At 71.3% G+C, this 20,067-nt stretch carries 13 protein-coding genes; 10 read left to right on the top strand and 3 right to left on the bottom strand.

The window, feature by feature from the left end; translation table 11 throughout:
• Window positions 1-249 precede the first annotated feature (249 nt).
• The 4 genes from ACIRF9_RS34065 to ACIRF9_RS34050 are packed head-to-tail and all read left to right on the top strand — an operon-like array spanning window position 250 to window position 7,366.
• Window positions 250-2,448: a 1,4-beta-glucanase gene (locus ACIRF9_RS34065; protein ID WP_403830147.1), complete on the top strand. Its 2,199-nt coding sequence runs from the start codon at window positions 250-252 to the stop codon at window positions 2,446-2,448.
• Complete coding sequence (locus tag ACIRF9_RS34060; RefSeq protein WP_403830144.1) at window positions 2,448-4,427, top strand: beta-galactosidase; 1,980 nt, start codon at window positions 2,448-2,450, stop codon at window positions 4,425-4,427. The genes ACIRF9_RS34065 and ACIRF9_RS34060 overlap by 1 nt, the downstream gene beginning before the upstream one ends.
• The gene (locus tag ACIRF9_RS34055; RefSeq protein ID WP_403830141.1) at window positions 4,424-6,616 is read left to right on the top strand and encodes a glycosyl hydrolase family 95 catalytic domain-containing protein; all 2,193 of its coding nucleotides are present in this window, start codon (window positions 4,424-4,426) and stop codon (window positions 6,614-6,616) included. Before ACIRF9_RS34060 ends, ACIRF9_RS34055 begins: the two co-directional genes overlap by 4 nt.
• Before the next feature lie 36 nt (window positions 6,617-6,652).
• Entirely contained in the window at window positions 6,653-7,366 is a 714-nt protein-coding gene (locus ACIRF9_RS34050) for a hypothetical protein (RefSeq protein ID WP_403830138.1), read from the top strand.
• A gap of 28 nt (window positions 7,367-7,394) precedes the next feature.
• Here ACIRF9_RS34050 and ACIRF9_RS34045 read toward each other — a convergent pair whose 3' ends face one another.
• The 3 genes from ACIRF9_RS34045 to ACIRF9_RS34035 form a co-directional block, all read right to left on the bottom strand.
• On the bottom strand, window positions 7,395-8,576 hold the full coding sequence (locus ACIRF9_RS34045) for a sulfotransferase family protein (protein ID WP_403830135.1): 1,182 nt from the start codon (window positions 8,574-8,576) through the stop codon (window positions 7,395-7,397).
• A gap of 97 nt (window positions 8,577-8,673) precedes the next feature.
• Window positions 8,674-10,722: a TIM-barrel domain-containing protein gene (locus tag ACIRF9_RS34040; RefSeq protein WP_403830132.1), complete on the bottom strand. Its 2,049-nt coding sequence runs from the start codon at window positions 10,720-10,722 to the stop codon at window positions 8,674-8,676.
• Window positions 10,723-10,813: 91 nt separating this feature from the next.
• Window positions 10,814-11,827, bottom strand: a complete 1,014-nt coding sequence (locus tag ACIRF9_RS34035; RefSeq protein WP_403830129.1) for a LacI family DNA-binding transcriptional regulator — start codon at window positions 11,825-11,827, stop codon at window positions 10,814-10,816.
• A gap of 269 nt (window positions 11,828-12,096) precedes the next feature.
• Between ACIRF9_RS34035 and ACIRF9_RS34030 the strand changes: the two genes are divergently transcribed.
• From ACIRF9_RS34030 to ACIRF9_RS34005, 6 genes are all read left to right on the top strand, one after another.
• Window positions 12,097-12,906, top strand: coding sequence for an endo-1,4-beta-glucanase (locus ACIRF9_RS34030; protein WP_403830126.1), 810 nt, complete (start codon window positions 12,097-12,099; stop codon window positions 12,904-12,906).
• Between the two features lie 122 nt (window positions 12,907-13,028).
• Entirely contained in the window at window positions 13,029-15,002 is a 1,974-nt protein-coding gene (locus ACIRF9_RS34025) for an acyl-CoA dehydrogenase family protein (protein WP_403830124.1), read from the top strand.
• 83 nt (window positions 15,003-15,085) lie between these two features.
• On the top strand, window positions 15,086-16,342 hold the full coding sequence (gene dxr / locus ACIRF9_RS34020; protein WP_403830121.1) for a 1-deoxy-D-xylulose-5-phosphate reductoisomerase: 1,257 nt from the start codon (window positions 15,086-15,088) through the stop codon (window positions 16,340-16,342).
• Entirely contained in the window at window positions 16,339-17,643 is a 1,305-nt protein-coding gene (locus ACIRF9_RS34015; protein WP_403830118.1) for a M50 family metallopeptidase, read from the top strand. Before dxr ends, ACIRF9_RS34015 begins: the two co-directional genes overlap by 4 nt.
• Before the next feature lie 201 nt (window positions 17,644-17,844).
• Complete coding sequence (gene ispG, locus ACIRF9_RS34010; RefSeq protein ID WP_403830115.1) at window positions 17,845-19,002, top strand: flavodoxin-dependent (E)-4-hydroxy-3-methylbut-2-enyl-diphosphate synthase; 1,158 nt, start codon at window positions 17,845-17,847, stop codon at window positions 19,000-19,002.
• A 211-nt stretch (window positions 19,003-19,213) separates the two neighbouring features.
• A complete protein-coding gene (locus ACIRF9_RS34005) occupies window positions 19,214-20,062 on the top strand; it encodes a GNAT family N-acetyltransferase (RefSeq protein WP_403830112.1) in 849 nt (282 codons plus the stop codon).
• Window positions 20,063-20,067: the final 5 nt, after the last annotated feature.

Raw genomic sequence — 20,067 nt, 5'->3', positions numbered from 1 at the left:
TGCGGGCTCGTCGTGGCCGGTCGCGCAGTTCCCCGCGCCCCTGGGGAGTTGCAGTCACGTCTCACCTACACAGCTGCGGGCAGTCGTGCCTCCCCCAGTGCCTTAAAGGCCTGGGGGGACCCCCAGGCGGCACGGGTGGGCGCAGCGGCACCCCGCAAGCGCGGGCGAGCGCACCCCACCCCCGCCCGGCAGCAGCCCACGGCACCCGGCAAACCCAGGTCCACGTATCCAACCCCTGCGAGGTACCCCGTGCACGCCTCCCCCCTCACCCGCCGCACCGTCCTGGCCGGCACCGCAGCCGCCGCCGCGCTCACCACGCTCCCGGCAGTCCAGGGCCAGGCCCAAGCGGCCGACAACGCCACCCCCACCTACCGCTGGCGCACCGCCGTCATCGGCGGCACCGGCTTCGTCACCGGCGTCCTCTTCCACCCCACCGTCAGAGGCCTCGCCTACGCCCGTACCGACATCGGCGGCGCGTACAGATGGGACGACAGAGCGGCGAGCTGGACCCCCCTCACCGACCACCTCGGCTGGGACGACTGGAACCTCCTCGGCGTCGAGGCCCTGGCCGTCGACCCCGCCCACCCCGACCGCCTCTACCTCGCCCTCGGCACCTACACCCAGTCCTGGGCCGGCAACGGCGCGATCCTGCGCTCCGAGGACCGCGGCACCACCTGGACCCGCACCGACCTCACCGTGAAGCTCGGCGCCAACGAGGACGGCCGGGGCGCGGGGGAGCGGCTGCTCGTCGACCCGCGCGACAGCGACACCCTCTGGCTGGGCACCCGGCACGACGGCCTCCTCAAGTCCACCGACCGGGGCGCCACCTGGGCGCCGGCCACCGGCTTCCCGGCCACCCCGAGTGCGAGCGGCCAGGGCGTCACCCTCGTCGTCGCCGCCGGTCGCACCGTGTACGCAGGCTGGGGCGACTCCGACGGCACGGCCGGCTCGCCGAACCTGTACCGGACCTCCGACGGCCGCACCTGGGAGACCGTCCCCGGGCAGCCCACCGGCACCTCCGCCAAGGTCCCGATCCGCGCCGCCCACGACCGCCACACCCGTCAGCTGTACGTGACGTACGCCGACGCACCCGGCCCCAACGGCCAGTCGGCCGGAAGCGTGCACAAGCTCGCCACGGCCACCGGCACCTGGACCGAGGTCACCCCGGCCGCGCCCGCCCCGGGCGACACCTTCGGCTACGGAGGCGTCGCCGTGGACGCCCGCCGCCCCGGCACCCTCGTCGTCTCCACCAACAACCGCTGGTCCGCGGTCGACACCGTCTACCGGACCACCGACGGCGGCCGCACCTGGACGTCCCTGAAGGACTCCGCCGTCTTCGACGTCTCCGAGACCCCCTACCTCAAGTGGGGCGACGACCAGCCCAAGTTCGGCTGGTGGATCCAGGCCGTCGCCGTCGACCCGTACGACTCGAAGCACGTCCTCCACGGCACCGGCGCCACCCTCTACGGCACCCGGGACCTGAAGCACTGGGCCCCGCAGATCCGCGGCCTGGAGGAGACGGCCGTGCGTCAGCTGATCTCGCCCCCGGCCGGGGAGGCGCACCTGATCAGCGGGCTCGGGGACATCGGCGTGATGTACCACGAGCGGCTCACGGCGTCTCCGTCGCGCGGCATGGCCACGAACCCGGTGTTCGGGTCGGCGACGGGACTCGCCCAGGCCGCGGCCAGGCCGGCGTACGTCGTGCGCAGCGGCTGGGGCGACCACGGCAACGGCGCCCACTCGAACGACGGCGGACGGACCTGGGCGCCCTTCGAGGCCCAGCCCGCCATCGCCAAGGTCGCTCCGGGGCCGATCGCCGCCAACGCCGACGGCAGCGTGCTGCTGTGGTCCTTCGTGCACTGGGACGGCACGAAGTACGCCGCCCACCGCTCCACGGACAACGGCCGGATCTGGTCGGAGATCTCCTCCTTCCCGAAGGGCGCCACGCCCGTCGCCGACCCGGTCGACCCGGCACTCCTCTACGCGTACGACACCGACACGGGCACGCTGTACGCCAGCACCGACAGCGGCCGTACGTTCGGTGCGCGTGCGGGTGGTCTGCCTTCCGGGGACAGCCAGTTCAAGCTGGTCGCCGCCCCGGGCCGGTCCGGTGACCTGTGGCTGAGCACCAAGTGGAACGGGCTCTACAGGTCCACCGACGGCGGGGCGAGCTTCTCGAAGATCGACAGCTGCTGGGCCTCGTACACCCTCGGCTTCGGCAGGGCCGCCGACGGCGCCGACTACCCGGCGATCTACCAGGTCGGCTCGACGGAGGCGATCACCGCCCTGTACCGCTCCGACGACGGCGCGAAGACCTGGGTGCGGATCAACGACGACCGGCACCAGTGGGGGTGGATCGGCGAGGTCGTCGTGGGTGATCCACGGGTGTACGGGCGCGTCTACCTCGCCACCAACGGGCGCGGCATCCAGTACGGGGAGCCCGTCTGATGGCCGCCGGCCGGCGGCCCACCCTCGCGGACGCCACCCGTGGCCGCATCCTCTTCGGCGGCGACTACAACCCCGAGCAGTGGCCCGAGGAGACCTGGCTGGAGGACGTCCGGCTGATGCGCGAGGCCGGCGTCAACTCCGTGACCGTCGGTGTCTTCTCCTGGGCGAAGCTCGAACCCGAGCCGGGAGCACGGGAGTTCGGCTGGCTGGACCGGCTCATGGACCTGATGCACGACCACGGCATCGGGGTCGTCCTCGCCACCCCCACCTCCTCCCCGCCCCCGTGGCTCGGCCGGCTCCACCCGGACAGCCTGCCCGTCACCGAGGACGGCCGGATCGAGTGGTGGGGCGGCCGGCAGCACTTCTCCCACTCCAGCGCCGCCTACCGCAGTCACGCCGCCGCCATCACCGAGGCCCTGGCCGCCCGTTACGCCGGCCATCCCGCCCTCACCATGTGGCACATCAACAACGAGTACTGCACGGCCGACCACGGCGACGAGGCGGCCGCCCGCTTCCGGCGCTGGCTGCGCGCGAGGTACGGCACCCTCGACGCCCTCAACACCGCCTGGGGCACGGCCTTCTGGAGCCAGGGCTACCACCGCTGGGACGAGATCCTGCCCCCGCGCACCCCGCACTACCTGAGGAACCCCGCCCAGGTGCTGGACTTCCGGCGCTTCACCTCCGACATGCTCCTGGAGTGTTACGCCGCCGAGCGGGACATCGTCGCCCGGCACACCCCGCACCTCCCGGTCACCACCAACTTCATGCCGCTGTTCTTCGGCCAGGACGCCTGGCGCTGGGCCGAGGAGGAGGACGTCGTCTCCGTCGACCTCTACCCCGATCCGAGGGATCCGCTCGGCCCGCAGCACGGTGCCCTCGTCCAGGACCTCACCCGCTCGCAGGCGCGCGGCCCCTGGATGCTGATGGAACAGGCGGCCGGCCCGGTCAACTGGCGCGGTGTGAACCACCCCAAGCCACGTGGCCTGGGCCGCCTCTGGTCGCTCCAGGCCGTGGCCCGGGGCGCGGACGCCGTCTGCTACTTCCAGTGGCGCCAGTCCCGTCAGGGCGCCGAGAAGTTCCACTCCGGCATGGTCGGCCACGCGGGGGAGCGGGGCCGTACCTTCCAGGAGGTCAAGTGGATCGGGGCGGAACTCGCGGCGATCGGCCCCGCCGTCACCGGCGCCCGGATCGAGGCGGACATCGCGATCCTGCACGACTGGCACGCATGGTGGGCCGGCGCCCAGGACGGCCGCCCCTCCACCCACGTCGACCACGCGGCCGTACTCCACGCCTGGCACCGCGCCCTGTGGGAGGCCGGGTACGCCACCGACTTCGCCCACCCCGCACACGACCTCACCCGCTACCGGCTGGTGGTCGTGCCCCAGCTCTACGCGCTGACGGACGCGGCGGTCGACAACCTCCTCGCCTTCGTCCGCGCCGGGGGCACCCTGGTCTGCGGCTTCCTCACCGGTGTCGCCGACGAGGACGACCGCGTCCGCCCCGGCGGCATGGACCCCCGGCTGCGCGAGCTGTTCGGCATCCGCGTCCTGCACGAGTGGTGGCCGCTGGAGCCGGGGGAGACGGTCGCCTGCGACGGCTTCCGGGGGACCCTGTGGTCGGAGGAGCTGGAGACCGAGGCGGAGGTCGTGGAGACCGTCTACGAAGGCGGCGAACTCGACGGGCTGCCCGCCGTGCTCCACCGCGACCGCGCCTGGTACGTCTCCACCCTCCCCGAGCCCGAGGCCCTGCGCGCCCTGCTGGCCCGGGTCGCCGCCGGTGCGGGCGTCCGGCCCGTCCTCGACGGCCTCCCCACGGGCGTCGAGGCCGTACGCCGCGGTGAGCTGCTGTTCCTCCTCAACCACGGCCGCGAGCCGATCACCGTCGACGTCCCGGGCACCCACACCGACCTGCTCACCGGAGACAAGATCACCGATCGGGTCGTCCTGGACCGGTACGGCGTGGTGGTGTTGCGGTCATGACCCTCACGCACGGCTCCTGGGAGCCGACCCCCGCCGCCCGCTGGGAGGACGCCTTCCTCAGCGGCAACGGCCACCACGGCACCCTCACGTTCGGTGACCCGAACGACGACCGTGTCATCGTCACCCATCACACCCTGGTCCGCCCCAACGGCGCGGAACACGCCCGCCCGCCCGAGCTGGCCGCCGAACTCCCCGCCCTCCAGGACCGGTTGCTCGCGGGCGACCCGACGGCCGCCGAGGCCTTCACCGACCACCGCCCCCTCCAGTGGGTCCAGCCCTTCCACCCCGCCTTCCGGATACGACTGCGCAGAACCGCGCCGGCCGAACCGCACCGCTACCGCCGTACCGTCGACTTCACGACCGGCGAGACCACCGCCACCTGCGGGGACTGGACCAGCAAGGTCTTCGTCTCCCGCGCCGACGACGTGATCGTCCAGCACATCACCACCCCCGACCTGGACATCTCCCTCGACCACCGGCTTCCCGGCGCCCCCGCCGACCTCGCCGTCGGCCACGGCGCCGTCCTCACCCCGGACGGCGCCCTGCTCACCCTGCGCGCCCGCTACCCCGGCGGCGACCGCGCGTACACCGGCGTGACCCTCGTCGTGGCCACCGGCGGCACCACGGCCCTCACGCTCCCCGGCGTACGGATCGCCGGCGCACGGTCCGTCCTCCTCCTCACCCGGGTGCGCCGTCACACCGGCGAACTGGACGTCACCGGGGAACAGCGCGCCCTCGCCGGGCTGCCGCTCTCCTACGACGCACTCCTCGACCGCCATCTCGCCCTCCACCGCACCGCCTACGACCGGGTCGCCCTCGACCTCCACGCCGAACCGGCCGAACGCGCCCTCCCCGGCTCCGAGCTGCTGAAACGCCCCCACAGTAGAGCCCTCCTGGAACGCCTCTTCGCCGCCGGCCGCTACCACCTGCTCTCCTCCTCCGGCCTCAACCCGCCCCGGCTGCCCGGCCTGTGGACCGGCGACTGGGACACCGCCTGGGCCGGCGCCTTCACCAACGACGCCAACGTCAACCTCCAGACCGCCTCCGCCACGGCAGCCGCACTGCCCGAGGTCACCGAAGCGCTCGCCTCCCTGATCCACCGCCAGCTCGACGACTGGCGCGAGAACGCCCGCGCGGTCTTCGGCGCCCGGGGCGTGGTCGCGCCCGCGCACACCGACGGCGAGTCCGGGCTGACGTACCACTTCAGCCGCGAGTACCCGCTGCACCTGTGGACCGCCGGAGCCGACTGGCTGCTCAAGCCCCTCGTCGACCACGACGAGACCCGCGGCGCACAGGACCCGCGCACCGCCGCCGCCCTCGCCGAGGTCGCCCGCTTCTACGAGGACTTCCTCACCCGGACGGACCCCGACGACCCCGGGGGCCACCTTGTCGTCGTCCCCTCCTACTCACCCGAGAACCGGCCCGCCAACGCCAGTTGGGGCGCGATCAACGCGGCCATGGACCTCTCGGCCGCCCGCCACGCCCTGCGCACGGCGGCCGGCTACCACCCCGGCCCCGACGCCGACCGCTGGCGCGCCCTCGCCGACCGCCTCCCGCCGCACCGCACCAACGCCGACGGCGCCCTCGCCGAATGGGCCCGCCCCGGTCTCGACGACACCTACGACCACCGCCACCTCAGCCACCTCTACGGCGTCTGGCCGCTCGACGAGATCAACCCCTACGACACCCCGCGCCTGGCGGCCGCCGCCCACCGCGCACTCGAACTGCGCGGCGCCGAGAACGACTCCGCGCACGGCCACCTCCACCACGCCCTGATCGCGGCCCGGCTGCGCGACGGCCATCGGGTCGCCCACGCCCTCGCCCAGGTCCTCGACGGCGACTTCTTCCACGCGTCCCTGATGAGCGCCCACTACCCCCACCGGGACGTCTACAACGCGGACGCCGCCCACACCCTGCCCGCCGTGCTGATCGAGACCCTCGTCCACTCGACCCCCGACCGGCTGGTCCTGCTCCCCGCACTCACCCCGGCGCTCCCCTCGGGCGAACTCCGGGGCGTCCGCACCCGGTTCGGCGCCGAACTCGACCTCGCCTGGGCCCCGGACGGCGCACGGGCCGTCCTCAGACCGCACCGCACCCTCCGCGTCGAACTCCGGACTTCCTCCGGCGACCCGCGGCCGCTCGACCTGGTCGCCGGAGAAGACCACGTCCTCACCCTGGGGACGTGGTAACTCCCCGCACCTCCCCCCACCCATGGAAGGGACACCATGGCAACACGCACGTCGATCAGGATCTGCAAGGCCCTGCTGGCCCCGGCGCTCGCGCTCGGCGCGACCGTCGGACTGGCCTCCGCCCCCGCCTCGGCCGCCGTCTGGAGCTCCTGCGACCAGTGGGGCAACACCACCCTGAACGGCTACACCCTCTACAACAACATCTGGGGCTCCGGCGCCGGCAGCCAGTGCGTCTGGGCCAACTCCGGCACCAACTGGGGCGTCTGGGCCAACCACCCCAACACCGGCGGCATCAAGTCCTACCCGAACTCCAAGAAAGTGATCAACAAGTCGATCACCTCCCTGGGCTCGCTCTCCAGCAGCTACAACGTCACGGTCCCGTCGTCCGGCGCGTACAACACGTCGTACGACATCTGGGACACGGACTACGACTACGAGATCATGCTCTGGGTCAACTACAACGGCGCCGTCGGCCCCCTCGGCACCTCCCAGGGCAACGTCACCCTCGGCGGGCACACCTGGACCGTCTACAAGGGGAACAACGGATCGAACGAGGTGTTCTCGTTCCTGCGCACGTCCGACTCGTCGTCCGGCACCGTCAACATCCTGCCGATCCTGAAGTGGATCAAGGACACGAAGGGCTGGTTCGGCAACGAGACCATCGGTGACGTGCAGTTCGGTTACGAGATCACCTCGTCCTCCGGCGGACTGGACTTCGTGACGAACAACCTCACCGTCAGCAGCAGCTGACACCGCGGCCGGGGCCGGCCGGTCGCGCCTACGGCCGGTCGACCTCGGCCCGCAGCGCGTTGTAGTCCGCGAAGGCCTCCTCGACCTGGTCGCGGGTGAGGCCGTAACGCGCCAGGTCGTAGCGGTGCGGCCGGGTGCCCCTGGGGCGGTCGGCCACCTCGGGCAGTCGGGCCGCGTCGGCGTCGGTCCAGCGGGCGCCGACCGCCTCGTAGAGCTTCGGGGCGCCCGCGGCCGGGTCGGAGCCGAGCCAGGAGTACGGGACGTCGATCAGCGCCGCACGGGGGATCACGGCGCGGGCGGCGAGGCCGCGGGCCATGGAGCGGCTCAGCAGTTCCAGCCAGGTGGCGCCCAGTTCGCGCAGGTCCAGCGGGTCCAGGGTGAGGGCCATGCCGTGCTCGATCAGGCTGCAGAACGACGGGACGACGGCGGCCGGATCGCGGTGGGTCCACACGATCGTCGCGTCCGGGAAGACGGAGAGCAGCGCGTCGAGGTTCTCGGTGTGCAGCGGGGACTTCAGCACCCAGCGGCGGCGCGGACGGCCGTACTGCAGGACCTGGTAGATCTGCTTCAGATACGCGTAGTCGGCGGTGAAGTCCCGCGCGTGGTGCCGGGCCCGGTACTCGGGGATGCGGGCCTGGGACAGCGGCATGATCGTGTGCGGGAGGGCGAAGGTGCACTCGTCGGGGCCCTCCGCGGTCATCGGGTGGATGTCGCGGTAGCGCGGGGAGAAGAGGTTGATCGCGCCGACCATCATGCGCGCGGCACCGATAGCCCGCTTCCGCCGCGCGGGCGTCCCCTGAAGGTCCGGGGTCAGCAGTTCCCACAAGCGGGGACATCGGTGCTGCTCGGAGAGCGACAGCACACCATGGGTGAGGGTCGTGGCGGTGCGCGGCAGCCCGACGACGAACACCGGCCGCTCGATGGGCTCCTCGGCGATCGCCGGGTGCTCGGCGATCAGCCGCCGGACGCGGGCGCGGTTTTCGAGATGCCGGCGCACATGCCCCTGCGCCGACCACCAGCCGACCGGGGTGAGGTGCTCGTCCCGGGCCCAGTGACGCAACAGGAACCGGAACTCGGCGGAGAACACCGGGTCCACCGGTCCGGCCGAGGCGGCCAGCCGGTCGAAGGCGCGGTCGGGGCTGCGGCGGGAGGCGAATCCCGGCCGCAGCAGCAGGTTGGCGAGGTTCAGGGCGAGCGGGGGAGCGGACACGGGCGAACACCCTTTCGTGGCGCGACGGGGAGCTGAATGCCAGCCCTCTATCCCATCAACTTCCTTTTGCCACAAGGGTGTTCGCGCGTTACGGCGACTATTCGGCCACCGGCAGCCGCGCCCCGTCCCGCAGGAACAGCGGGATCCGGTCCAGCGGCGCGTCGACCGTCACGGCCGCACCGCCCTCGTACGTCTCACCCGTCCACGCGTCCGTCCAGCGCGCCCCCGCCGGAAGGTACGCCGTACGGTCCCGGGCCCCCGCCTCCAGTACCGGTACGACGAGCAGGTCGCGGCCGAAGAGGTAGGAGTCGTCGACCGACCAGGCCGCCGGGTCGTCGGGGAACTCCAGGAACAGGGGCCGCATCGGCGGCAGCCCCTCCTCGTGGGCCTCCCGCATCACGTCCAGGACGTACGGCTTCAGCCGCTCGCGCAGCCGCAGATACTTCTCCAGGACCGCCCCGGCCTCCTCGCCGTACGACCACACCTCGTTGGGGCCGCCGGTCATGTCCGGGCCCAGCGGCATGCCCGGGTCGCGGAAGCCGTGCAGGCGCATCAGCGGTGACAGCGTGCCGAACTGGAACCAGCGCACCATCACCTCGCGGTAGGCCGGATCGTCCGGGTCGCCGCCGTGGAAGCCGCCGATGTCCGTGTTCCACCACGGGATGCCGGACAGGGCCGTGTTGAGGCCGGCCGCGATCTGGCGGCGCAGGGTCGGGAAGTCGGTGCCGATGTCCCCCGACCACAGGGCGGCGCCGTAGCGCTGACTGCCCGCCCACGCCGAGCGGTTGAGGGTGACGACCTCCTCGCCCTCGGCGCGCAGTCCCTCGTAGAAGGTGCGGGCGTTGTCGGCCGGGTAGAGGTTGCCGACCTCGAGGCCCGGGCCCGCCCAGTAGCGCAGGTTCTCCTGGAAACCGGGCTTCAGCTCGGGCTCGCAGGCGTCCAGCCAGAAGGCCGTGATCCCGTACGGGGTGAGGTAGTTGTCCCGGACGCGCGACCACACGAACTCCCGGGCCTCGGGGTTCGTCGCGTCGTAGAAGGCCACCTGGACCGTCGACGCGACCTCCTTGTCGGGCCAGTCGGCGTGCGCCAGCGGGCCGTACTGGGTGCCGATGAAATGGCCGCGCTGCTCCATCACCGGGTGGTTCTCGCTCAGCGGCGACACCGACGGCCACACGCTCACCACCAGCTTGATGCCGAGCTCCTCCAACTCCCGGACCATCGCGGCAGGGTCGGGCCATTCCCTCAGGTCGAACTTCCAGTCGCCCAGGTGCGTCCAGTGGAAGAAGTCGCACACGATCGCGGAGATCGGCAGCCCCCGGCGCTTGTACTCCCGGGCCACGGCGAGGAGTTCGTCCTGGGTGCGGTAGCGCAGCTTGCACTGCCAGAAGCCCGCCGCCCACTCCGGCAGCATCGGCGTCCGGCCCGTCACCGCGCTGTAGCGGCGCTGGCCGTCGGCCGGGGTGCCCGCCGTGATCCAGTAGTCGATCTGCCGGGCCGAGTCGGCCACCCAGCGCGTGCCGTTCCCGGCCAGCTCCACCCGGCCGATCGCCGGGTTGTTCCACAGCAGGGTGTAGCCGCGGCTGGAGGACAGCACCGGGATGCCGACCTCGGCATTGCGCTGGACCAGGTCCAGGACCAGGCCCTTCTGGTCGAACCGCCCGTGCTGGTGCTGGCCGAGGCCGTACAGCCGCTCGTCCTCGTAGGCGGCGAACCGCTGCTCCAGCCGGTGGTACCCGTTGCCGACGGCCGTGTAGAGCCGCGAGCCGGGCCACCAGAAGTGGGCGCGCTCCTCGGCCAGTACCTCGGTGCCGTCGTCCGTCCGCAGGAAGCGGATCAGGCCCTCGGCGTCGACCTCGACGGTGAGGGCGCCGACCGTCAACCGCCCTTCCCCGTCACCGATCTTGACGCTGCTGTCGGTGGCCGGCGCCTCGGCGAGGAGGGCGCCCGGCAGTCCGTCGAGGACCGGGCCGCCGAGCCGGGCCCGTACCCGGACCGCGTCCGGTCCCCACGGTTCGATGCGAAGGGTCTCCTGGCGGCCGCTCCACTCCAGCGCGCCGTCCCGCTCCCGGAAGGTGCCGACGGTGGGAGACGACTGCGCGAGGCTGACCGTGCCCTGACTGGTCTGGTTTTCGGCAGGCTGATTCACGTGGGGGCTCCTGTGCTCCTGGAGGAGTGCGGACATGGGGGTGCCCTGGCGCGGCACGACAGCGAGAGAAGAAGCAGGGGTGCGAGGTGGGTCAGGAGGCGGCCGGCGCCGGGCCCGTGCTCGCGCGGACCGTCAACTCGGGTTCGAGCAGGACGACTTCGTCCGTCCCGCGGCCGTCGAGCTTGGCGACGAGACGCTCCACGGCGTGCCGGCCCATCTCCTGGGCGGGGATGGCGACCGAGGTCAGCCGCACCGAGGCCTGGACGGCGACCTGGTCGGGGCAGATCGCGACCACCGACACGTCCTCGGGGACGGCCCGGCCCTGCTGGCGCAGCAGCGCGAGCAGTGGCTCCACCGCCGACTCGTTCTGGACGACGAACCCGGTCGTGCCCGGGCGTTCGTCGAGGATGCGGGCGAGGGTCACGGCCATCGCGTCGTACCCGCCCTCGCAGGGGCGGTGCAGCAGCCGTACGTCCAGCTCCCGCGCGCGCCCGCGCAGTCCGTACAGGGTCCGTTCGGCGAAGCCGGTGTGCCGCTCGTAGACCGCGGGCGCCTCGCCGATGACAGCGATGTCGTAGTGGCCGAGCGCCGCCAGGTGCTCCACGCACAGCGCGCCGGTCGCCGCGAAGTCCAGGTCGACACAGGTGAGGCCGCTGGTGTCGGCGGGCAGCCCGATCAGCACGGACGGCCGGTCGGTCTGGCGCAGCAACGGCAGCCGCTCGTCGTCGAGCTGGACGTCCATCAGGATCATCGCGTCGGCGAGCCCGCTGCGGGTGACCCGGCGGACCGCGTCGGGACCCTCCTCGCCGGTGAGCAGCAGGACGTCGTAGCCGTGGGTGCGGGCGGTGGTGGCCACCGCGATGGCGATCTCCATCATCACCGGCACGTACATGTCGGTGCGCAGCGGGATCATCAGCGCGATGATGTTCGACCTGCTGCTGGCGAGCGCCCGCGCCCCCGCGTTCGGGTGGTAGCCCAGCTCGCGGATGCTCTGCTCGACCCGCTGCCGGGTGCTCGTGGAGATGGACCGCTTGCCACTGAGGACATAGCTCACCGTGCTCGCCGAGACTCCGGCGTGCTGGGCGACCTCGGCGAGGGTGACCATCCAGCTCTCCAAGATTTGTGAAGCGCTTCGACAGTGCGCAGTGTGAACAGGTGCGGGTGAGGGTGGTTCGACAGTAGCCCCAGCAGGGGTGGGTGTCCATAGGTTGTCGAAGCGCTTCGACAACGAGTTGTGGCGGAATCATGGAGAAGATGCGCTCTGCCTACCACGTGCAAGCGCTCACCAGGGAGTCAAGGGAAGAACGGCAACCTTTTCGGGTTTCTGCGGCCACTGGGGTGACGTAAGCACCGTCCGCCCCCGGAAGGACCCCCATGCAGCACCGCCGTCCCCGTCTGTCGAAGAAGGCGAAGGCCCTGACCGCCGCCGCCGTCGCCCTCGCGGCCGCCGCCGGCGTCACCGTCGCCCAGGCGGGGGAATCGAGCAAGAAGTGCACGGACTTCGACACGATCACACTCGGCAAGTACTACGTGAACAACAACGTCTGGAACCGGGAGAAGGCCACCGGCACGCAGTGCGTCTGGGACAACTCCCAGTCCGGCTCGACCATCTCGTGGGGCACCAGCTACAGCCTGGCCAACAGCGGCACGGGCAAGGACTACGACGTGAAGTCGTACGCCTCCTCCGTCCTCGGCTGGCACTGGGGCTGGAAGGTCGACAAGGCGAAGACCGGGCTGCCCATCAAGGTCGGCGACCGCAAGAAGGTCACCGCGAGCTGGGAGTTCTCCCTCCCCTCCAACCCCGGCACCATGAACGTCGCCTACGACCTGTGGCTGCACACCAAGAACACCGCGGACTGGCAGGACCAGCCCACCGACGAGATCATGATCTGGCTCAACCGCCAGGGCGGCGCGGGCCCGCTGGGCACCAAGTACGGCAGCGTCAGCCTGAACGGCGCGATGTGGGACATCTACCAGGGCGACATCGGCTGGAAGGTCTACTCCTTCGTCCGCCGCGCCAACACCACCAAGGCCACGCTCAACCTGGACGACTTCACCCAGGCACTCGTTCGGCGCAAGCTGCTCTCCAACGACAAGTACGTCTCCGGCATCGAGTCCGGCACCGAGGTCTTCAAGGGAACCGGCCGCCTCGACACCAAGTCGTACTCGGTCACCATCGGCTGAGACGGGCCCGGACGGGCACGCGAAGGGTGGCGGGGTCGTCCCGGATCGGGTACCAACGATCGAGTAGCACCCATCGGTAACCGATGTGGTCCATGATCCCGATTCGCGGCGAGGTGAGCCTCATGTCCGCACCACCCCTCAAGAAATCCACCGTCACCGAGCGTGAGGCACGCCAGGTGGCGGAGGCCGCCCGGGAGCAGGACTGGCGCAAGCCCAGCTTCGCCAAGGAACTGTTCCTGGGCCGCTTCCGCCTCGACCTCATCCACCCCCACCCGCTCCCCACCGACGAGGCCGTCCGGCGCGGCGAGCAGTTCCTGGCCAAGCTCCGAACGTTCTGCGAGACGAAGATCGACGGGGCGCTGATCGAGCGCGAGGCCCGGATCCCCGACGAGGTCGTCGACGGGCTCAGGCAGCTCGGCGCCCTCGGCATGAAGATCGACCCCAAGTACGGCGGTCTCGGCCTCACCCAGGTGTACTACAACAAGGCGCTGGCCCTGGTCGGCTCGGCCAGCCCGGCCGTCGGCGTGCTGCTGTCGGCCCACCAGTCGATCGGCGTACCGCAGCCCCTGAAGATGTTCGGCACCCCCGAACAGAAGCAGGCCTTCCTGCCGCGCTGCGCCACCACCGCCATCAGCGCCTTCCTGCTCACCGAGCCCGACGTCGGCTCCGACCCGGCCCGGCTCGCCACGACCGCGGTGCCCGACGATGGGGGCCCCTCCCGCTCGAGCGATTTCGAGAGTGGGGGAGACTACGTCCTCGACGGCGTGAAGCTGTGGACGACGAACGGCGTGGTCGCCGACCTGCTGGTCGTGATGGCCCGGGTGCCGCAGAGCGAGGGCCACAAGGGTGGCATCACGGCCTTCGTCGTGGAGGCCGACTCGCCCGGCATCACCGTCGAGAACCGCAACGCCTTCATGGGCCTGCGCGGCATCGAGAACGGCGTCACCCGCTTCCACCAGGTCCGGGTCCCCGCCGCGAACCGCATCGGCCCCGAGGGCGCGGGCCTGAAGATCGCCCTCACCACCCTCAACACCGGCCGGCTCTCCCTGCCCGCGTCCTGCGTCGCCGCCGGCAAGTGGTGTCTGAAGGTCGCCCGCGAGTGGTCGACGGCCCGTGAGCAGTGGGGCAAGCCGATCGCGCACCACGAGGCGGTCGGCGCGAAGATCAGCTTCATCGCGGCCACCACCTTCGCCCTGGAGGCCGTCCTCGACCTCTCCTCGCAGATGGCCGACGAGGACCGCAACGACATCCGCATCGAGGGCGCGCTGGCCAAGCTCTTCGCCTCCGAGATGGGCTGGCGGATGGCCGACGAACTGGTCCAGATCCGCGGCGGCCGCGGCTTCGAGACGGCCGACTCCCTCGCGGCCCGCGGCGAGCGGGCGGTGCCCGCCGAACAGGTCCTGCGCGACCTGCGCATCAACCGCATCTTCGAGGGCTCCACGGAGATCATGCACCTCCTCATCGCCCGCGAGGCCGTCGACGCCCACCTCTCCGTCGCCGGCGACCTCATCGACCCCGACAAGTCCCTCCAGGACAAGGCCAGGGCGGGCGCCAACGCGGGCGTCTTCTACGCCAAGTGGCTCCCGAGACTGGTCGCGGGACCGGGCCAGCTGCCGTCGTCGTACACGGAGTTCAAGCACGGCGGGGCGGACCTCTCCGCGCATCTGCGCTTCGTCGAACGGCACGCCCGCAAGCTCGCCCGCTCCACCTTCTACGCCATGTCCCGCTGGCAGGGCCGGATGGAGACCAAACAGGGCTTCCTCGGCCGGATCGTCGACATCGGCGCGGAACTGTTCGCGATGAGCGCGGCCTGCGTCCGTGCCGAGCTGCTGCGCTCGCGCGGCGAGAACGGCCGCGAGGCCTACCGCCTCGCCGACGCGTTCTGCCGCCAGTCCCGGCTGCGCGTCGACGAACTCTTCACCCGCCTGTGGAGCAACACGGACGACCTGGACCGCAAGGTCGTCAAGGACGTCCTCGCCGGCACCTACGAGTGGCTGGAACAGGGCATCGTCGACCCCTCGGGCGAGGGCCCGTGGATCGCCGACACGACCCCCGGCCCGAGCGAACGGGAGAACGTCCACCGCCCGATCGGGTGAGACGCCCCACACACGGTGACAGGGTGCCCTCCTTGGGGGGACACCCTGTCCTGGCGTGCACGCCGTGCGGCCACAATGGGGGGATGAGCGACAGTCCAGCTGCCCCACTCGCCGACCCGCATCTCGTCTACGACCCCGTGGGCGACGGCCCCAAGGACGTGGTGGTCCTCGGCTCCACCGGATCGATCGGCACCCAGGCCGTCGACCTCGTGCTGCGCAACCCCGACCGGTTCCGCGTCACCGGCCTGTCCGCCCACGGCGGCCGGGTCGCCCTGCTCGCCGAGCAGGCCCGCCGGCTGCGGGTGCGGACCGTCGCGGTCGCCCGCGAGGACGTCGTACCGGCCCTGCGCGAGGCGCTGCGCGCGGAGTACGGCGACGCCGAGCCGCTCCCCGAGATCCTCGCCGGCCCGGACGCGGCCACCCACCTCGCCGCCTCCGACTGCCACACCGTCCTGAACGGCATCACGGGCTCCATCGGCCTCGCGCCCACCCTCGCCGCCCTGGAGGCGGGCCGCACCCTCGCGCTCGCCAACAAGGAGTCGCTCATCGTCGGCGGCCCGCTGGTCAAGGCGCTCGCCAAGCCCGGCCAGATCATCCCCGTGGACTCCGAGCACGCGGCCCTGTTCCAGTCCCTCGCCGCCGGCACCCGCGCCGACGTCCGCAAGCTGGTCGTCACCGCCTCCGGCGGCCCCTTCCGCGGCCGCACCAAGGCGCAGCTGGCGAACGTCACGGTCGAGGACGCCCTCGCCCACCCCACCTGGTCCATGGGCCCGGTGATCACGATCAACTCCGCGACCCTCGTCAACAAGGGGCTGGAAGTCATCGAGGCACACCTCCTCTACGACATTCCCTTCTCGCGGATTGAGGTGGTCGTGCACCCGCAGTCGTATGTCCACTCGATGGTTGAGTTCACGGACGGATCGACACTGGCCCAGGCGACGCCCCCCGACATGCGCGGGCCCATCGCCATCGGCCTCGGCTGGCCCCAGCGCGTCCCCGACGCGGCGCCCGCCTTCGACTGGAGCACGGCGTCGACCTGGGAGTTCTTCCCGCTCGACAACGAGGCCTTCCCCTCGGTGAACCTCGCCCGGCACGTGGGCGAGCTCGCGGGCACGGCCCCGGCGGTGTTCAATGCCGCCAACGAGGAGTGCGTGGAGGCGTTCCGTACGGGCGCGCTGCCCTTCAACGGGATCATGGAGACCGTGACGAGGGTCGTCGAGGAGCACGGCACCCCGGTCACGGGAACTTCACTCACCGTGCCGGACGTCCTCGAAGCGGAGACCTGGGCGCGTGCTCGCGCCCGGGAACTGACGGCACAGACGGCGGAGGCCCGCGCATGACGACCCTGATGTTCATCCTCGGGATAGTGGTCTTCGCGGTGGGCCTGCTCTTCTCGATCGCCTGGCACGAGCTGGGCCACCTCTCCACGGCGAAGATGTTCGGCATCCGTGTGCCCCAGTACATGGTCGGCTTCGGCCCGACCATCTGGTCACGCAGGAAGGGCGACACCGAGTACGGCATCAAGGCCATCCCCCTCGGCGGCTACATCCGCATGATCGGCATGTTCCCGCCGGGCGAGGACGGCCGGGTCACGGCCCGCTCCACCTCCCCCTGGCGCGGCATGATCGAGGACGCCCGCTCGGCCGCCTTCGAGGAACTCCAGCCCGGGGACGAGACCCGCATGTTCTACACGCGCAAGCCGTGGAAACGCGTCATCGTCATGTTCGCGGGCCCGTTCATGAACCTGGTCCTCGCGATCGGCCTGTTCCTCACCGTGCTCATGGGCTTCGGCATCCAGCAGGAGACGACCACCGTCGGCTCGGTCTCGCCGTGCGTCATCGCGCAGAGCGAGAACCGCGACACCTGCAAGTCGACCGACAAGGCATCCCCGGCCAAGGCCGCCGGCCTGGAGAAGGGCGACAAGATCGTCTCCTTCGCCGGCGTCAGCACCGACCAGTGGGACACCCTCTCCGACCTCATCCGCGACAGCGCAGGCAAGGACGTGGCGATCGTCGTCGAGCGCGACGGCAAGGACGTCACCCTGCACGCCACCATCGCCACCAACCAGGTCGCCAAGAAGGACAGCTCCGGCGCCTACGTCCAGGGCGAGTACGTCAAGGCCGGCTTCCTCGGCTTCAGCGCGGCCACCGGCGTGGTCAAGCAGGACCTCGGCCAGTCCGTGACCTGGATGACCGACCACGTCGGTGACGCGGTCGACTCCCTCGTCGCCCTGCCCGGCAAGATCCCCGCCCTGTGGAACGCGACCTTCGGCGACGCCCCCCGCGAACCCGACTCCCCGATGGGCATCGTCGGCGCGGCCCGGGTCACCGGCGAGATCGCCACCCTGGACATCCCCGCCTCGCAGCAGCTGGCCATGGCCGTGTTCGTGGTCGCCGGCTTCAACCTCTCCCTGTTCCTGTTCAACATGCTCCCGCTGCTCCCGCTGGACGGCGGGCACATCGCGGGCGCCCTGTGGGAGTCGCTGCGGCGCAACGTCGCCAGGGTCCTGCGCCGCCCGGACCCGGGCCCGTTCGACGTGGCGAAGCTGATGCCGGTGGCGTACGTCGTGGCCGGGATCTTCGTCTGCTTCACGATCCTGGTGCTGATCGCGGACGTCGTTAACCCGGTGAGAATCTCGTAGCCACGCTCTGTTCGCGGCGGCCCGGGACACTCTGTCCCGGGCCGCCTTCCATTGAGTGGGTTTGAGGATGATGGGGTCCCCCCGCCGAGTGGTTCGAGGTGGGGGAGTGCTGGCGCCCAGGCCCGTGCCGTAATCTCGAAGCCTGGAACCCGCCATTGACGGGACCTGGACCTTGATCCACGACTTGGGGTTGCACAGCAGATGACTGCGATTTCTCTCGGCATGCCGTCCGTTCCGACCAGGGTTGCCGAGCGCCGGAAGAGCCGGCAGATCCAGGTCGGCTCGGTGGCGGTGGGCGGTGACGCACCGGTCTCGGTCCAGTCGATGACGACGACCCGTACGTCCGACATCGGCGCGACCCTCCAGCAGATCGCCGAGCTGACCGCGTCCGGCTGCCAGATCGTCCGCGTCGCCTGCCCCACGCAGGACGACGCCGACGCCCTCGCGACGATCGCGCGCAAGTCGCAGATCCCGGTCATCGCGGACATCCACTTCCAGTCGAAGTACGTGTTCGCCGCGATCGAGGCGGGCTGCGCGGCGGTCCGCGTGAACCCGGGCAACATCAAGCAGTTCGACGACAAGGTCAAGGAGATCGCGAAGGCGGCGAAGGAGCACGGCACCCCGATCCGGATCGGTGTCAACGCCGGCTCGCTGGACCGCCGCCTGCTCCAGAAGTACGGCAAGGCGACCCCCGAGGCGCTCGTCGAGTCCGCCCTTTGGGAGGCGTCCCTCTTCGAGGAGCACGACTTCCGCGACATCAAGATCTCGGTCAAGCACAACGACCCGGTCGTGATGATCGAGGCGTACCGCCAGCTCGCCGCCCAGTGCGACTACCCCCTCCACCTCGGCGTCACGGAGGCGGGCCCGGCCTTCCAGGGCACGATCAAGTCGGCGGTCGCCTTCGGGGCCCTCCTCTCCCAGGGCATCGGCGACACGATCCGCGTCTCCCTCTCGGCCCCGCCGGTCGAGGAGGTCAAGGTCGGCAACCAGATCCTGGAGTCCCTGAACCTCAAGCAGCGCGGCCTGGAGATCGTCTCCTGCCCGTCCTGCGGCCGCGCCCAGGTCGACGTCTACAAGCTGGCCGAGGAAGTCACCGCCGGCCTCACCGGCATGGAGGTCCCCCTCCGGGTCGCCGTCATGGGCTGCGTCGTGAACGGCCCCGGCGAGGCCCGCGAGGCCGACCTCGGCGTCGCCTCCGGCAACGGCAAGGGCCAGATCTTCGTCAAGGGCGAGGTCATCAAGACCGTCCCCGAGTCCAAGATCGTCGAGACCCTCATCGAGGAGGCCATGAAGCTGGCCGAACAGATGGAGGCAGCGGGCGTCCCGTCGGGCGAGCCGTCGGTGGCGGTGGCGGGCTGAGGGGCCATCGGTCTTCAGCGCCGGTCAGGACAATCAGCCCGTCCGGCGTTTGAGGACGAGGCCCCTTCAGGGCCGAAGCGGGGGTCTGGGGGCGGCAGCCCCCAGGGCCGGGACCACAGCCGACGGTCACCTCAAAACACCGGGGGCGGCGCGGCTCAGCTTCCGCAGGTACAGTGCGGGGATCAGCAGCCCTGAGTGTGAGGCCCCGCAGTTGTTGACCCAGACCACCTCCCGGGTCCTCGAACCGAGCGACCTGGACGCCGCGCTCGCCGTCCTCGACAGCGAGCCGGTGGCCAACGCTTTCGTCACCTCCCGCGTCCAGGTCGCGGGCCTCGACCCCTGGCGGCTCGGCGGCGAGATGTGGGGCTGGTACGAGGACGGCATGCTGACGTCCCTCTGCTACGCGGGCGCCAACCTCGTCCCGATCTGCGCCACCCCCCGCGCGATCCGCGCCTTCGCGGACCGGGCCCGCAGGGCAGGCCGCCGCTGCTCCTCCATCGTCGGCCCCGCCGAATCCACCGCCCAGCTGTGGCGTCTCCTCGAACCCCACTGGGGCCCCGCCCGCGAGGTCCGCGCGCACCAGCCCCTGATGGTCACCGACCGCATGCCCGCCGACATCGCCCCCGACCCCTACGTCCGTCGCATCCGCAAGGACGAGATGGAGACGATCATGCCGGCGTGCGTGGCGATGTTCACCGAGGAGGTCGGCGTCTCCCCGATGGCCGGCGACGGAGGGCTGCTCTACCAGGCCCGCGTCGCCGAACTCGTCGGCTCCGGCCGCTCCTTCGCCCGCCTCGACGACCAGGGCAGGGTCGCCTTCAAGGCGGAGATCGGTGCGGCGACCCCGCAGGCCTGCCAGATCCAGGGCGTGTGGGTGGCCCCCGAGTACCGGGGGATGGGCCTCGCGGCCCCGGGCATGGCGGCCGTCCTGCGCTACGCCCTCGCGGACGTGGCCCCGGTCGTGAGCCTGTACGTCAACGACTTCAACACCGCGGCGAGAAGGACGTACACCAGGGTCGGCTTCCAGGAGGTCGGGGCATTCATGAGCGTGCTGTTCTGACCCAC

Origin of the sequence: Streptomyces sp. NPDC096132 (assembly GCF_044763345.1) — a bacterium.
In the GTDB taxonomy this organism is placed as follows: Bacteria; Actinomycetota; Actinomycetes; order Streptomycetales; family Streptomycetaceae; genus Streptomyces.
Note: the sequence above shows the minus strand (reverse complement) of the source record. Positions and strands in the feature narration are given on the sequence as shown.

Coding starts and splice junctions, on each gene's coding strand:
- ACIRF9_RS34060 (WP_403830144.1), top strand. CDS start 2,448: ATGGCCGCCGGCCGGCGGCCCACCCTCGCGGACGCCACCCGTGGCCGC.
- ACIRF9_RS34055 (WP_403830141.1), top strand. CDS start 4,424: ATGACCCTCACGCACGGCTCCTGGGAGCCGACCCCCGCCGCCCGCTGG.
- ACIRF9_RS34050 (WP_403830138.1), top strand. CDS start 6,653: ATGGCAACACGCACGTCGATCAGGATCTGCAAGGCCCTGCTGGCCCCG.
- ACIRF9_RS34035 (WP_403830129.1), bottom strand. CDS start 11,827: ATGGTCACCCTCGCCGAGGTCGCCCAGCACGCCGGAGTCTCGGCGAGC.
- ACIRF9_RS34030 (WP_403830126.1), top strand. CDS start 12,097: ATGCAGCACCGCCGTCCCCGTCTGTCGAAGAAGGCGAAGGCCCTGACC.
- ACIRF9_RS34025 (WP_403830124.1), top strand. CDS start 13,029: ATGTCCGCACCACCCCTCAAGAAATCCACCGTCACCGAGCGTGAGGCA.
- dxr (WP_403830121.1), top strand. CDS start 15,086: ATGAGCGACAGTCCAGCTGCCCCACTCGCCGACCCGCATCTCGTCTAC.
- ACIRF9_RS34015 (WP_403830118.1), top strand. CDS start 16,339: ATGACGACCCTGATGTTCATCCTCGGGATAGTGGTCTTCGCGGTGGGC.
- ispG (WP_403830115.1), top strand. CDS start 17,845: ATGACTGCGATTTCTCTCGGCATGCCGTCCGTTCCGACCAGGGTTGCC.